Annotated in this window: 13 protein-coding genes; 4 read left to right on the top strand and 9 right to left on the bottom strand. The window is 58.9% G+C overall.

Annotation, left to right across the window (positions count from 1 at the left end; genetic code table 11):
• A partial coding sequence (locus AC24GY_RS19405) for a hypothetical protein (protein WP_487686536.1) occupies nt 1-270 on the bottom strand: 270 nt, incomplete at its 3' end.
• A 6-nt stretch (nt 271-276) separates the two neighbouring features.
• Entirely contained in the window at nt 277-2895 is a 2619-nt protein-coding gene (locus tag AC24GY_RS19400) for a M1 family aminopeptidase (RefSeq protein WP_487686534.1), read from the bottom strand.
• 86 nt (nt 2896-2981) lie between these two features.
• Here AC24GY_RS19400 and AC24GY_RS19395 point away from each other — a divergent pair, with 86 nt between their 5' ends.
• A complete protein-coding gene (locus AC24GY_RS19395; RefSeq protein ID WP_487686532.1) occupies nt 2982-4385 on the top strand; it encodes a DUF1501 domain-containing protein in 1404 nt (467 codons plus the stop codon).
• 10 nt (nt 4386-4395) lie between these two features.
• Entirely contained in the window at nt 4396-4947 is a 552-nt protein-coding gene (locus AC24GY_RS19390; RefSeq protein WP_487686530.1) for a heavy-metal-associated domain-containing protein, read from the top strand.
• A 37-nt stretch (nt 4948-4984) separates the two neighbouring features.
• Here AC24GY_RS19390 and AC24GY_RS19385 read toward each other — a convergent pair whose 3' ends face one another.
• Both AC24GY_RS19385 and AC24GY_RS19380 read right to left on the bottom strand, forming a co-directional pair.
• The gene (locus AC24GY_RS19385) at nt 4985-6397 is read right to left on the bottom strand and encodes a sulfatase (RefSeq protein ID WP_487686528.1); all 1413 of its coding nucleotides are present in this window, start codon (nt 6395-6397) and stop codon (nt 4985-4987) included.
• A gap of 49 nt (nt 6398-6446) precedes the next feature.
• Nucleotides 6447-7721: a PQQ-dependent sugar dehydrogenase gene (locus AC24GY_RS19380; RefSeq protein WP_487686526.1), complete on the bottom strand. Its 1275-nt coding sequence runs from the start codon at nt 7719-7721 to the stop codon at nt 6447-6449.
• 284 nt (nt 7722-8005) lie between these two features.
• Between AC24GY_RS19380 and AC24GY_RS19375 the strand changes: the two genes are divergently transcribed.
• The gene (locus tag AC24GY_RS19375) at nt 8006-9979 is read left to right on the top strand and encodes an amidophosphoribosyltransferase (RefSeq protein ID WP_422317922.1); all 1974 of its coding nucleotides are present in this window, start codon (nt 8006-8008) and stop codon (nt 9977-9979) included.
• Nucleotides 9980-9991: 12 nt separating this feature from the next.
• Here the strand turns inward: AC24GY_RS19375 and AC24GY_RS19370 are convergent, their stop codons facing one another.
• The 5 genes from AC24GY_RS19370 to AC24GY_RS19350 all read right to left on the bottom strand — a co-directional run bounded on the left by AC24GY_RS19370 (nt 9992) and on the right by AC24GY_RS19350 (nt 14228).
• Nucleotides 9992-10561, bottom strand: a complete 570-nt coding sequence (locus AC24GY_RS19370; RefSeq protein ID WP_487686523.1) for a hypothetical protein — start codon at nt 10559-10561, stop codon at nt 9992-9994.
• Nucleotides 10562-10709: 148 nt separating this feature from the next.
• Nucleotides 10710-11729 (bottom strand): SAM-dependent methyltransferase, encoded by a 1020-nt coding sequence (locus tag AC24GY_RS19365; RefSeq protein ID WP_487686521.1) that lies wholly within the window; start codon nt 11727-11729, stop codon nt 10710-10712.
• 15 nt (nt 11730-11744) lie between these two features.
• Entirely contained in the window at nt 11745-13373 is a 1629-nt protein-coding gene (locus tag AC24GY_RS19360; protein WP_487686519.1) for a sialate O-acetylesterase, read from the bottom strand.
• A gap of 45 nt (nt 13374-13418) precedes the next feature.
• Entirely contained in the window at nt 13419-13631 is a 213-nt protein-coding gene (locus tag AC24GY_RS19355) for a hypothetical protein (protein ID WP_395732968.1), read from the bottom strand.
• Nucleotides 13632-13673: 42 nt separating this feature from the next.
• Nucleotides 13674-14228, bottom strand: a complete 555-nt coding sequence (locus AC24GY_RS19350; protein ID WP_487686517.1) for an ion channel — start codon at nt 14226-14228, stop codon at nt 13674-13676.
• Between the two features lie 95 nt (nt 14229-14323).
• Here AC24GY_RS19350 and AC24GY_RS19345 point away from each other — a divergent pair, with 95 nt between their 5' ends.
• Entirely contained in the window at nt 14324-15274 is a 951-nt protein-coding gene (locus AC24GY_RS19345; RefSeq protein ID WP_487686515.1) for an efflux RND transporter periplasmic adaptor subunit, read from the top strand.
• Nucleotides 15275-15310: the final 36 nt, after the last annotated feature.

Below are 15310 nucleotides of genomic sequence, written 5' to 3'. Positions count from 1 at the left end.
ATCACCGGCGCACTCGTCCCAGAGGTTGTCCAGAAACAGGCGGATCCGCGGCATCTCGTCCGGAGTTTCCGGCAACCCATCGCTACGGGAGAGACCTTCAAACAGCCCCAGCAGATCGGGATCCAGATCCTCATCAATATCGATCAGGGCATCCATCTCGGTTAACTCAATGCGGCAGTCTCCTGCCTCGTTGCGAATCTCGGTTGGCAGTGAGAGAAGCGTGTCTTTGACGACTTTGGTGGCGATGGTGAGAAGGCGTGGGAATCGCATGGTGGTTTACTTGCCCGCTTTCTTTTCGGCGGCGGCTGGCTGTGATTTTTTCTTCAGGGTTTCGAGCTCTTTCTGTTGTTCCTCGGCCTGCTTTTGCAACTGCTGCACGCGGTCCCAGAGTTTTTTCAAATCGGCGGGGCTCTCCAAGCCCGCACGGATGTCCTGCACTGATTTGGCCGCAGCCTCACGCACGGGATCAATGCGAGCATTGCCGCTGGCGAGCAACGGCTCTAGCACGGCGAGGGCCTTGGGATCGCGCAGCGTGCCGAGGGCCTTGGCGCTGGCGATACGCCAGCTGGGCCGAGGGTCGGTGAGTTTGGCGGAGAGAAATTCACGCACGGCATCGCGTTGCGCGTTCGTGGGCCGGCGTGCGAGGAAGGCGACTGCATCGAAGGCGATGCCAGCATCGCGACCACGGAGATCATTGAGGGACTGCAGACGCGCCAGCAGATCTGGGATCGCGGATTCATCATCCTGAGCACGGAGCGCCCTGATTGCTGCAAGCTGAAGCGCGCTGTTGTAGCTGGTTGCTTTCAGGTACTTGCGAAGTTCAGCGGCGACTGCGGAATTTCCGGGGCGTGCACCCCAGGTTTCGATGATGCTGGCGAGAATGTCGGGGTTCTTTTCGCTCTGGGCCATCTTCCACAGGGTTTCCTGCGACTCGGTTGTGTTCAGTACAGCAAGAGACTGCACCACGGTCCTGCGCACACGTGCGTCGGGCTGGTTGCTGCTGCCTGCGATCAATGCCGCCCGGGCTTCGGGTTCGGCGATTTTCGCGAGTGCTTTCGCTGCCTCGGCGCGGACGGCGTAGAAGGCATCTTCACGCAGTGCTTTGCCGAGCTTGTCGATGTGTTTGTCGTCGAGTGTGCTGATGGCGAGCAGGCGGCCGAGGACATCAGATTGCAGCTGCTTGTCGAGCATGGGGCCCGGCGGTGTGAATGCGACTTTGGCCAGCACGGTGTAGTCGGGATCGATGCGCACCAGTTCCGGCTGGGCGGGCAGGGGGAAATAAAAGTCTTCCACCTCTTTGCTGACGTCTGCTTTGACACGCAGCAGCTCTTTTTGTCCGGGGATGGCAAAGCCAACGGGCAGCGGCACGCGGAAGAGGCGCACCTGTTCGCTGAGCTTCTGAGTCTGCCGAACGGTGATCCGGGCCTGTTTTGAAGCAGCGTCCCATGCATAGTCGATTTTCAATTCCGGCACGCCGCCGTGGAAGAGCCACTGGTCGAAAAACTGATCAAACGAAAGTCCGCTGATTTCTTCAATGACGTCTTGCAGATCTTCAGTTCGCACGATGCTGTTGCGATGGCGCTCAAGATACGTCCGGATGCATTTGCGATACAAATCCGGGCCGAGCTGGCTGCGCAGCATGTGCAGCACCCAGGCACCTTTTGGGTAGGCGCGGGAGTCGAACTGCTGCATCGGATCGCCGTAGTCGCGCCAGACGATGGGACGGGTGTCGTTCGCCTGGAACACCTGCTGGGCTTCCCTCCAGAGTGCATACTTCATCGCATCAGCACCGAGCTTCTGCTCCTCATAGAGGATGGTGTAGTAGCTGGCGAAGCCTTCGTTGAGCCAGAGATGCGACCAGTCACGGCAGGTGACGAGGTCACCAAACCACTGATGGGCGGTCTCATGTGCATCAAGTTCATGGAGCGAGCGCAACTGTTCGGTGTCGGAGTTGAACAGCATGTCGGCAGCTTCAAAGGTGCAACTCGTGTTTTCCATGCCGCCGGCGATGAAATCGAGGCAGTAAACCTGATAGTACTTATCCCAGGCAAACGGCACGCCGATTTCCTTTTGGTAGAATTCGATGATCTTGCGGGTGTCGGTAAAAGCGTTTGCCGCTTGTGCGCTGTGTGACGGAGGAACCAGCATGGCGAGGGGCAGATTTCCCGCCTTGTCTTCCAGTTTGTGGAAGTAGCCCGCAGTCATCGCGATGAGATAGTTCACATGCGGCTTGTCCTGCAACCAGTGAAAGGTCGTGAGGCCATCATTGCCGGGCTTTTCGCTTTGTAGTGTGCCGTTGGAGATGACCTGCATGCCCTTGGGCACATGGCAGATGACCTCGCTGGTGAAGCGCTCATTGGGGTAATCGTAGCTGGGAAACCAAAAGCGATGCTCCTCCGCTTCTCCCTGGCTCCACACCTGCGTGTCGCCTGCTTTGTAGCCCATCTCCGGCGTGCGGAAATACAGGCCGTGATCTGGCTGCACCGCAGAATAGGTGACGGTGACCGTCGCTTCAGCGTCAGGTGCAATTGCCTTCGCGAAGGTGATGATGAGTTTGTCTTCCGTGACCTGATGCTCCGCGACCTGCGCACCAGAGGCCGTGATGGAGGCGATCTTCAAATCTACCGCATCCAGCTCCAGTTTGTCCAAAGGAAGAGCGATCGGTTTGAAACGTAGAGTCGCCGTGCCTGAGATCGTGCGCTTGGCAAAATCCGGTGTCACATCGAGCTTCACATGCAGAATGTCCGCCCGGCGATCCCGTGCATATTTGCGGCCCGGAATCAGTTTCAGCGGCTGCGGCAGGAAATGCTTGTTGCAGTGCAGGCATTCGGTGGAGTCGGCGGCGGCCTCCAGGGTCAGCAAGCCGACAGCAAGAATCATAAGGGTGATGCGCATGATGGCGGCGAGCATCCCGAACTGGATGCAGGGTGGCAAGCACAATCAGGAAGGAGTGCCTCCCTGCCGGCGTATTTGGCAGGGACATGCTCACCTTCTCCGACCACAGCCACGGTTCTTCGCGCCTTCAGCGGCGTGATTTTCTGCGCATTGGTGGCCTGGGGCTGGGCGGGCTCGGGCTGAGTGATCTGATGGCGCTCAAGTCGCTGGCGGCTTCCAAAAAGTCGCTGCTCAAGGACAAGTCGGTCATCTTTCTGTTCATGCACGGCGGGCCGTCGCAGTTCGAAACCTTTGACCCAAAAATGGATGCGCCTTCGGAGATCCGCAGCGTCACGGGCGAAATCAAAACCAAGCTGCCCGGGGTGACATTTGGCGGCACGTTTGAGCGGCTGGCCAAGCTGGCGGACAAGTTCAGCATCGTGAGGTCCTTCGTCACCGGAGATGCGGTGCACGACATCAAGACCATCGTCGGCAAAGACACGATGAAGGCGAATCTGGGCTCGCTGTATTCACGCATGGCGGGGCCGTTGCGCAAAAGCAGCGCTATGCCGACGAATGTGGCGCTCTTTCCGCAGGCGGTTTTAGCCACGGCAGGACCTGTGATCAAGCAATTCGGCGACTTCACCTCCTGCGGTGAACTGGGGGCGACTTACCAGCCCTTTGTGCCTGGTGCAGGCAGTGGTGCGCAGGCGGACATGACCCTGAGCATGCCGCAAAACCGGCTGGATGACCGCCGCGCATTGCTTGCTTCGCTGGATCAATGGCAGCGCACCATGGACGGCAGCCAGTCCGTCGCTGGCATGGCGGAATTTCAAACGCTTGCCTTCGATGTGCTGCGGCGTGGTGTGTCAGATGCGTTTGATCTTTCCAAAGAGGATCCGCGACTTATCGCCCGGTACGACACTGCTCCGCTGCTGCCCAAAGACCGCATCAGTACGCAATGGAACAATCGCGAGCATTATGCCGACAATGCCGCAACGCTTGGCCAGCTGCTGCTCATGGCGCGGAGGTTGTGCGAGCGCGGCTGCGGCTTTGTCACCGTCACGACGAGCTTTGTGTGGGACATGCATGCTGACAACAACAACGCCCCGTGCCGCACTGGGATGGACTACGTGGGGCGTCCTTTTGACCACGCGGTTTCCGCCTTGATCGAGGACATTGAATCACGCGGTCTGAGTGAAAAAATCATGCTCGTCTGTTGTGGTGAGATGGGGCGTTCGCCCAAGATCAATGTCAAAGGCGGACGCGATCACTGGGGCGGCCTGGCACCGCTCATGATTTATGGCGGGGGCTTGAAGATGGGCCAGGTCATCGGGCAGTCAGCACGCAATGGCGGAGAGCCCGCTTCAGAACCGGTCACGATTCCCGATCTGATCGCCACCATCATGCATACGCTGGTGGATGTGGGGGAGGCGCGAGTGACCGACGGCCTGCCGCCGAGCCTGCTCAGCGTGCTAACCCGTGGCGAGCCGATCAGGGGGCTGGTTTGAAATTGCCGTTATGAAACACACACTTCGCCTTCTCGTCTTCCTTGGTTCCATTATGTCCGGTCTCCATGCCGCCGAAAAGCAGCCGACCGTGACCTTTTATGTCTCAGGCGTGGAGTGCGGGAGCTGCGTCTATGTCGTCCAGCAGTCAATCAGTGAAACTAAGGGCGTTGCAGATGCGACGGTCGTGCAGGTGATAGACACTTACGCCAATGTTGTCTTTGACCCGAAGGTATCGAGCGAGCACCAGATCGCGCAGGCTGTACGCGAGGCGCTGCCCATTCACGGCAAACCTTATCTGGCAACGCTGAAACTCCATGTGCCGGGCTATGAGAAGCATGCCGCGAAAGTGGACGGCCTGTTTACGCGCTGGAAAGGCTGGGTGGAACTGGAGACGGTGGACAAGGCCAAGGGTGAGCTGCTCATTCACTTCCACGAACTCAAAATTGATCCAAAGAAAACCGGTCCGCAGGGCTGGAGTCTCGCGCAATTTGCAGCAGCGATGAAGTCACCCGAACCGAACGGTCTGGGGCTTGACTTCACGGTGGAGAATGAAGGGCCATGACGGGCTTCTGAGAGTCACCCTGCCATACAGATTCAGGCTACTCCTCGGCCTTTTTCTTCTTCTTGCCTTTGCCCGCGCCTTTCTTTTTCCCATCACCTGACGTTGGTTTGATTTCAGCGTCGGCGGCGGGGATGGCTGCACCGAGTTTGGCCTTGATCTCGCTCATGCCGACTTCCTTGGCGAGGTTGGTCCATTCATACGGATCTTTGGTGTGATCGTAGAGTTCTTCGGTGCCATCAGCATAGCGGATGTAGCGCCAGTTGGCGTCACGCACGGCGTGGTTGCCTTTGCCGTGCGTGCAAAGGGCCACACCATCCCATTTGGCGGCGGGGTCTTTTAGCAGTGGCATGAGGCTTGCGCCTTTGACATGCTCCGGCACGGGCAGACCGGTGAGTTCGCAAAGGGTGGGATACATGTTCAGGTAATCGACCGGGGCCGCACAGGTGGTGCCCGGCTTAGTGACACCGGGGGCGACAATCGCCATGGAGGTGCGCGTGGTTTCCTCCCACAGAGCAAACTTCCGCCAGTGCTCCTTCTCGCCCAGATTCCAGCCGTGATCGGTCCACCACACGATGATGGTCTTGTCTTTGCGGGGACTTTGATCGAGTCCGTCGAGCAGACGCCCCACCTGGTCATCGAGGAATGAAATCGTGGCGAGGTAGGCTTGAACGGCCTTCTTCCATTGGTCGCCTTTGATCACGGCGGCGTGATCGCCCTCGGGGCCGGCCATGCGCACGCCGGCTTTGGGGATGTCATCAAGGTCATGCTCTTTGGTCACAGGCAGCTTGATGTCGGCGAGCGGAAAGCGGTCATAATACTCCTTGGGTACATACCATGGCAGGTGGGGCTTGATGTAGCCGAGGGCGAGGAAGAGCGGCTTGTCCTGCGGCGCGGTCTTGAGCTGGTTGATGGCCCAGTCGGTGGCTTTGTAGTCGCCCATGTCAGAAGGCTGGGCATCCACCGGACCCCAGTCGAAGTGGCCGCGAGTGAGGCCGTTCATGTTTTCCTCGTGTTCCTGGATGGAGGGAAACAGGCCCTCCCATTTCGTCCATGAATCGGTGCGTCCTTCGCTGCCGTAGCCGTGGTAGATTTTTCCGCCGCCGAGGGTGTTGTAACCGCTGGCAAGAAAGTGGCGGTTGATCGTGAGTACCTCCTTCATCACGTCCTGCGCCGGATCACCGTTGGTGTAGATCCCGGTCTGCCACGGGCGCAAACCGCTCATCAGTGCCGCACGCGAAGGATTGCAGGCTGGGGCGGCACAATGCGAATTGGTGAACGCCGTGCCTCGGGCCACGAGGCGGTCGATGTTTGGTGTTTTCGTCTGCGGATGGCCACCGAGATAGGTCATCCAGTCGTTCAAGTCATCGACGGCGATGAAGAGTACATCGGGTTTCGATTGAGCCACCGCAACAGAGGTGAGCAGCAGGAACAGGGCGAAGAAATGATTCATGGCCCGCCTTGAACGCGGCCATGGTCAGGGTCTTGCAGTGAAGGTTTGCTCAATCGTCGTCCTTTTCCAGACGATAGAGGGCTCCGTCTTGGGAGAGCAGCACGGGTTCGCCATCGAGATCTGCCGTGACGAGGGTGGGGTTGAACTTGTGCTCCGGGTCCTTGCGGTGAAGAACGCTGCGGCGGATTGGAAGGCCGCTGGCGGGATCGATGCCCAGCGCCCAGACACTGCCGTAACCCCAGTCGGCGAAGATGAACGCGCCGTCGAGCTGCGGCAGTTTTTGGCCGCGGTAGAGCAGACCGCCGATGATGCAGATGCCTTCGCCACGCATGCGGGTGTAGGCATGCACGGGGTCGGTGGTGGCCGTGTTCTGGAGATAGCTGTGTGCGTGAAAGGCGCTTTTTGTGGGGCCATCGCGATCACTCCAGCCGTAATTGGCACCGCTTTCGACGCGGTTTATCTCCTCCCAGAGGTCCTGGCCGACATCTGCGCACCAGAGCTGGCCGGAGCGAGCATCAAAGGAGAGGCCCCAGGGATTGCGAAAGCCGAGGGCGAAAATCTCGGGGCGCATGGTCTGCACTTTGGTGAAGGGATTATCATCAGGGATCGCGTAGGGCAGTTTGCCGCTGCGGCCGTTCACATCGATGCGCAGGATTTTGCCATGCAGAACCCAGGGGTTTTGCGCCAGCCGATAGGGGTCATCACGCAGGCCACCGTCACCGAGCGCAATGTAGAGACAGCCATCCGGCCCGAAGGCGATGTGACCGCCCCAGTGATCTGCCAGCGGCTGGGGAATCTCCATGAGCACGCGTTCCGTCTCCGGCAGTGCGTCAGGAGTGGAGTCCTTCGAGGCGCGCATCTCGCTGATCACCGTGCGGCGGGGCTCATTTTGCGAGTAGCTGAGGTAAAACAGCCGGTTCTCAGAAAAGCGGGGATGAAAGGCGATGCCATGGACGCCTTCCTCGAAGAGCACGACGCCCTTCATTTTCTCACGGAAATCGAGAAAGGGCCGCCACTGGCCGCTGCCGTCCAGCCGCACAGCGCAGAATTCACCCCGCTGCATGGCAATGACCTGCTCTCCGCCGGCATCCGGCATGGAGGCCAGCATGACAGGGGAGTCGAACTCACGGTCAAAGGCGAGTTTGCGCAGCACGATTCCGGGCATCGGCTCCTCTGGAATCTCCAGCGGCGGGATTTCCGGCGTTGTCGGGACGGGGAGGGGGGAGCCGATTTCTGGAATGGCCGGGTAGCTGGAAGCTGGCGCGAAAAAGGCCGCCAGCGTCAAGGCGTGCAGCCAAAAGCGGTGGGATAAGAAAATTTTCATCGGGAGGTTGGGAATTCTGACTGCATGGACCATGCCATCCTGACAGCCAGGGATCTTGTTTTGCTCGAAATATATGGGGTAAAAGCAGATGCCATGGGATTTTCCGGGGCATCAGTGTTCCCTCGTCATTAGATTCGTGGCCTGACCTTTGGCCGGACGTGCGCACCGGATTCCAGCGGCGGGGGTGACTTTACGCCTGACAGGCAGTGGTAGACACCCGCGAGAAACTTTTTCCACGTCTTGCACTCCTCTAATGGCATGCCAATGATGGGTGCTCCTTTACGATGAGCGACCCAATCAGTCACGAGTGCGGCATAGCAGTGGTGCGGCTGAAAAAGCCGCTGGGATACTTCTATCAAAAATACGGCAACGCCCTCTACGGCTTTGACGCCCTGCAGGCCATCATGACCAAGCAGCGTAACCGCGGTCAGGACGGCATGGGCATTGGCTGCAGCAAGCTCGGCATGCCTCCAGGCCTCCCTTACATGTTCCGCATGCGGAGTACCGAGAGTGTGGAACGCATTGGTCAAGTCTTTGAGGATGAACGCAAAGAGTTCAAACGCATCGCCCGCCGCATCGACAAGCAGCGCAAGGACGAGCGCGACCAGGAAGGGAAGGAATTCGTGTCTTTTGAGGACGATCCGGACGCGATCAAGCGCGAGTTCGAGATGGCCGGGGAGATTTACATCGGCCACCTGCGCTACGGTACCAGCGGTGACTTTGGCAAAGGCGCGCTGCATCCCTACATGCGCCGCACCACCTGGCCCACCCGCACGCTGATGGTGATGGGGAACTTCAACCTCACCAACACCCGCGAACTCAACGAGGTGATGATGAAGCGAGGGCAGCACCCCGTTTTCGGCACGGACACTCAGAGTGTGCTCGAAGAAATCGGGTTTCAGCTCGATGAGGCGCACACCAAACTTTACCATGAGCTGCGCGACTCCGGCATGCCTGGCGAAAACATTCCTCAACACATCAGCGAGCAACTGGATGTGACCGCCGTCATTAAAGAGTCCGCCAAACGCTGGGACGGTGGCTACAGCATCGTTGGCGTCATCGGCAATGGCGATCTCTTCGCCATGCGCGACCCCAGCGGCATCCGCCCCTGCCACTATTACGAGAACGACGAGATCTTCACCATCGCCTCCGAACGCGTCGCACTGATGTCCGTTTTCGGTGTCAATGAAGAGGACATCCACGAAATCCCGCCTGCGCACGTGGCCGTGATCAAAGCGGATGGCGGCATGACCATCCAGAAGTTCACCGAGCCGCGTGAATTCAAGCCCTGCTCGTTCGAGTGCATTTATTTCTCACGCGGCAACGACTCCGCCATTTACCACCAGCGCAAGGCTCTCGGTGAGCAGTTGGTGCCGCAGGTCGTCAAGGCCATTGACAATGACTTCGAGCACACCGTGCTCAGCTTCATCCCGAACACAGCTGAGACGGCCTACTTTGGCTTCCTCGACGGCCTGCGTAAAAGCCGCCGTGTCGTCGTCAAAGAGGCGCTGATGGACATGCTCAAGCGTGGTGAGTTTGACGAGGCCAAGCTCGACGATCTGGTGCTGCGCAACTGGCCGCGAGCCGAAAAGATCGCCCTCAAGGACATCAAGATGCGTACCTTCATCGCCCAGGAAACGGGGCGTGATGCCCTCGTCTCTGGCAGCTACGACATCACCTACGGCGTCGTGACGCCCAAGGACAACCTCGTGGTCATTGACGACTCCATCGTCCGTGGTACCACGCTGAAGAAAAGCCTGCTGCGTATTCTGGCCCGCACCAATCCGAAGCGCATCATCGTGTGCTCCACCGCGCCGCAGATTCGCTACCCCGACTGCTATGGCATCGACATGGCCGAACTCGGCAAGTTCATCGCCTTCCAGGCCGCCATTTCACTGCTGCGTACGCGTGGAATGTCACACATCGTGCATGAGACTTATCTCGCCTGCAAAGCCGAGATGAAGAAGCCGAAGGAAGAAATGCGCAATGCTGTGAAGGCGATCTACGCGCCATTCACCGACGAGGAAATCTCCGCACGCATCGCCCAGATGATCAGTCCTGAGGACACACCGTGGCATGGGACCGTCGAAGTCATCTACCAGACCATTCCTGACCTCCACAACGCTCTCGGTGCCGAGTACGGCGACTGGTACTTCAGCGGTGACTATCCGACTCCCGGCGGGTATTCAGTGGTGAACCAGTCCTTCATCCTCTACTGTGAAGCCAAGGATGGCCGTGCGCATGAGGCGCTGTTGTAGGTGCGGTGTTGATCACTTCCGGATCAAGACCCGCATCGGGGTGATCGATCCAGTAATGCGCCGAGAACTGTCTCCTGCAGTTCTCGGTTCGAGAAATTCATCAAATGACATTTTAATCGGCTGCATCATGTCCCAGCCATCTGACAGCGGTGGGCAAACGGCGTTATCCAGTTGGAATTCTCGGTCAATCGCGGCATGACCATCCCGAGGCGGAATCTGGACTCGAACTCGTTCAATTTTCAACTCCTTCTCAAATGGGTTGTGAAATTCGGCTTTGATACCAGAGCCGTTTTGGCTCCACCGGAATTCAAACTTTCTGATTTCAGACTCGTCAAGTTCACGCCATTCCGCTTTCTCAGCATTAGCTCTCGATTTTTCAGTCAACGAATCGAGTCGTGCGGTCTCATCTTGTGCCAGTTGTGCTGCCTCCACCGAAGAGACAAACACCTTGTTCGCCCTGCCCGTGAAGCGGTCCACTGCGACGAGCTGGTTGTTGAGCGGCAGGATCGTCTTGCTGAATCCAAACCACAGCAGGAATGCGCCAGTGAGTGCGCCTAGAACGAAGGTGCTAAGAAGTTTCATGGTTCTGAATTGATATGACGGGCCTGCTATGAATTAGCATTAGCATGAGCATGGATTTTGCAGCAAGCAAAATGCCGTGCGTGCTTAGGACGGATGCCTCTGGTTCGGTATTCAGGTGTTTTCCAAGGGCGAGGAAGGCAGGAGTTCGTCAAACCACGCCAAACGCGCACACTTCGTTTTTGTTCGCGCAGAGTCTCGTCAGGTGAAACTCCGCGCAGAGCGGCGGAGCTTCGAGTTTGAGGATGTCGAGCAGCGGATACTCATCGTGGCCTTTGAATTTGATCGTGACGATGAAGTTGCGCATGCGCTTCTCACGCAGCCATTCGAGCAGCAGATCGATGCTGCGCTGCGGTGCCGCGATGACATCGCAGACGAGCCAGTCCACGGTTTGCGGTGGCTTGTATTTAAAGGCGTCGGCAACTTGGAAATGCAGGCGAGGATTGCGCATCAAATCCTCACGTAGCTCTGAGCGGTCGATGGCAATGACGTGCGCTCCGCGCTGGATGGGCACATAGCTCCAGCTTCCCGGTGAAGCTCCCAAGTCAACACAGGTCTGCCCGCGCTCGATCTGGCGTCCCAGACGCTGCTCGGACTCCACCAGTTTGGTGAAGGCGCGGGAGGGGGCGCTTTTGTCATCGGCCAGCGGCACTTCGCCACGGGGGAAGCTCGAAATCAAACTGCGCAGAGCATAAGGCTGCGGTGCGAGCGAGATGGAAAGCCAGCCGGTTTCGGGGGAGGTGAGAATGCACTGCACGAGGGATGTTTGCGCATCAAAGACGGCGTCGGATTCGACCAAGGAGCGCAGCAGCTTTCTACGTCGCTTTTTCAGGCGCTCCTCCAAACTGGCATGGATCAATTCACAGCGGTGCTGCCCGGCTTTGCCCTCACCGTATTGCGGCCAGAGATGTAGGCGCCAGGGCTGGTCATCGGGAAAGAGGCCGGCTGTGGCTTCGATGATGCGGTCCGCCCACGCATTGATGGAAGCGGCGTGAATTTCTATGGCGTCAGGCAGTGTCTGGCGCGCGAAGGCGAGCAGCAGTCCTTCCAGCTTCAGATCCGCGGCAATGCCGAGGTTATCGATTTCGCGTTGTGCAGCATCCGGTGCGGCGCGGCGCAGTTCATCAGCGAGGAACGGCGATGTGTCAGGATCAGCGAGGAAAAGATGCACGCTAGGCTCGAACGATCATGGTTTGGCAGGCACTGGCTTTACCGGTGTCGCCTCTTTGAAGGGCGACACGACACCGAGCGTGGACGGCAGGAAGTCATCGGTGCGGAAGCAGGAGGCTGGCAGGCCCTCGGCATTCATGAGATTGGCACCTTCCGGCCAGCTGGCCCAGGCATAGCGCACACCGATCGGTTGCTGCACAGCGTCGCTCCAGACAACGACTTCACTGCCTTCGATCTTGGCCTTGGCCCATACCCACTTCTGATCGGCTCCGGCGATCTGGAAACTTTTTGGTTCACTGCCATCACGGGTTTTCAGACCCGAGCCGGTGTGGGTGAACTGAATGCGAATCTTGTCTCCCTGAACAACGGATGAAAGGTAGAGCGGGCCGCAGGATTCGGCACCGGACTTGCCGTAGTCCTGAGCCAGTGCCAGAAGCGCGAGGCGGCGGCCGACCTCCTGTTTGTTCTTGGGATGAATGTCGTTTTGCTCGCCGATGTCGTTGATGACGGCGATGCCGCATTTGTCGAGCGTCTGAGCCGTCAGCGTCTGGGCCTCCTGTAGTTCGGCCCAGGTGTCGGGGATGCCGGGTTCCGTGGTCACGGGCTTGCCGTTGCCATAGTTCGCCAGCTGGACAATGTAAAAGGAGAACGCGTCCACCCACTGTTTGCGCCAGTCATTGATCATGGTGGGCAGGAGTTCCTGATACTGGAAGGCGCGGCGCTGGTTCGACTCGCCCTGATACCAGATGACACCTTTGATGGCGTAGGGGATCAAGGGGGCCACCATGCCGTTGAAGAGCACGGCGGGATGGTGCGGTGTCTTGGTGGGATCTTCCGGCGGGCGTGGTGCCTGGGGCTTGGTCTTCTTTTTATCGGCAGGCAGCTTGGCGTTTTCGGCGTCGATTTTCTGCACCTGCGCCTGCCAGTCGGCTTTAAGTTTGTCAAAAGCCGCCAGTTCCTTGGGGCCATCCCATTTGGCGACGGCATCTTTCCAGTCGGTGAGCAATTCGGCAGCGCAGGGGCGTTCTTCGAGCGCCGCGCGGCTCGTCCAGGCTTCGACGCGCGTGCCGCCCCAGGAGGTGTTGATCAAACCGACCGGCACTTTCAGCACCTGATGCAGGTGCCGGCCAAAGAAATAACCCACGGCGGAGAAATTACCCACATTGGCGCTGGTGGCATCTTTCCATGCGCCTTTGCAGTCGGACTGTGGCGTCATGCTCGGGCTGCGTTCGACATTGAACATGCGAATCAAAGGCTGATTGGCGGCGGCGATTTCCTCCTGGGCCTTGCCGGCCTGCTGGACGGTCCACTGCATGTTCGACTGCCCTGAGCAGACCCACACTTCGCCAACGAGGACGTTTTTCAGTGTGATAGTGTTTTTGCCAGCCACCACGAGATCGGCAGGCTGGGTATTGGCGTTCATGGGGTTCAGCGTGAGCGACCACTTGCCGGTCTGATCCGTGAGCGAACTGTGCGACTGATCACCGAAGGTGACCTTCACGTCTTCGCCGGCTTCAGCGGTGCCCCAGATGCGGACGAGCTGTGCCTGCTGCAGAACCATGCCATCGGAGAAAATGGCAGGCAGTGTGACCTCTGCCTGCAGGCTGGTGGCCAGCAGGAGGAGACTGAGAACGGCGTATTTCATGGTGAATTGTCGTATGAGGGCGGGGCCGGGCAAGTAAGCCAAATGTCAGAGCAGGGTGCTGTCATCTGAGCGCTCCAGACGGCCGATCTTCTTTTTGATCGTCTCCAGCAGCACCGTCATTTCATGTACGCTGCGGAAGCACTCTTTCTGAGTCTCCTCATCCGCCAGTCCGGGCACGGCGGGGTGGATCTTCATGAATTGCAGCGCGATGTTTTTGCAGGCTTCGCGGATTTGAGCGATGGCGGCGGGTCTGTCCATGCCGTCAGCGTAGAGCGCCCGCCCGCACGTGCAAGATGCGGATCAGTCTTCGCGCGGCTTCCGCACACGAAGCGAGTCCTTGAGGCTGACGAAATCGGAGAGCAGAAAGATCACGGTGAAAAAGGCCAGCAGGACCTCCATCATCGTGACCAGCTTGGCCGGGATGGTCAGCGGCGTGACATCGCCAAAGCCGAAGAAGGAGAAATTCAGCACGCTGAAAAAGAAGAATTCAAAGAGCTGCTCACTTTGGTTCCACGCAGCGTCGATCGAGCTGAAACTCGCCGGTTCCGCCGTTTCCAGGCACCAGTAGTCGAGCGCAAAGGCCAGCGTGATCTGCGCCATGTTCACTCCCATGATACCGAGAACACGGTGATAGGGCATGTCATCCTGCGTGGCCATCAGGATGTGCTGGAGGTTTTCGACGAAAAAGAAGACCGTCTTGGCGAGTGCAGCCGCCAGCACCACCAGGCAGAACGTGCGAGCGCTCAACCAGTGCACCCCCCACAGTGCCTGCAGCCCGGCGGCCACCAGAACAATGACCACGACCTCACCGCCCTGGCGGATGACCTGCCTTGCAATGCCCGGTTCATTTTTCATTGCACGGATTTGAGACTTTCTTGCCCCCCTCGTCGAGCGTAATTTCGTCCGGCATTCGCCATTCGCCTTTCCGATTTCTCATTTAACCTCCGCCCATGAATCTCGTCTCCACCGCCATCCGCTACTCCACCTACCTGCTTGCCGTTGCGGGCGTGATCGGCATGGGGTTTGTGCTCCAGACCATCCGCAGCCAGGAAACCAAGATACCGCCACCGCCTGTCCTGCCGCCTCAGAAGAACGCGCCCGATGACATCGCGGCCACCGGCATCCTCGAAGCCAAGGACGAAAACGTCGCCATTGGCGTGCCGGCACCGGGTCTGGTCGAAGCGGTCAAAGTCGCGGTCAATCAAGTCGTGAAGGAGGGCGATGCACTGCTCATCCTGGATGATCGCGAACTGCGCGCCTCGTTGCTCAAGCAGCAGGCGGCCATCGCCATTGCCCAGGCGAACATTGCCATCAACCGCGCCCAGCTGGCGAAGGTGCAGGACATGCTCGACCGCATGACGTCCATCACCGATCAGCGTGCCATCAGCCAGGACGACCTGCGCAACCGCACCAACGACGTGCTCGTGGCCAAGGCGCAGATGCAGGCCGCTGAAGCGCAGCTTTCCTCCGCCAAAGCCGACGTGCAGCAGACCGAACTGCTCATCGACCGCCTCACCGTCAAAGCACCGAAGGCCGGCACCATCCTCCAGGTCAACATTCGTGCCGGCGAATACGCCTCTCCGGCGAACAAGGAGCCCGCGCTTGTGCTGGGAGACATCTCCACGCTGCATGTGCGCGCGGATGTGGATGAACAAAACGCCATGGAAGTGGCTTCTGATCGCGACGCCACCTTCTCGCTGAAGAGCGACTCTTCGAAAAGGTTCAAAGCGCAATTCGTCCGCATCGAGCCCTACGTCATCCCAAAGGTCTCCCTCACCGGCGCCAGCACCGAACGCGTGGACACCCGCGTCCTGCAGGTCATCTACAAACTCGACAAACCCAAGGACCAGCCCCTCTACGTGGGGCAGCAGGTGGATGTGTTCATTGCGCGGAAGAAGTGAGTCATTACCCTGAGACGAGCCTAAGGGGGCGAAAGA

The organism is Prosthecobacter sp. Pr1 (genome assembly GCF_057652315.1).
The sequence above is the reverse complement of the archived record's forward strand: the minus strand, read 5'-3'. Positions and strand labels throughout refer to the sequence as shown.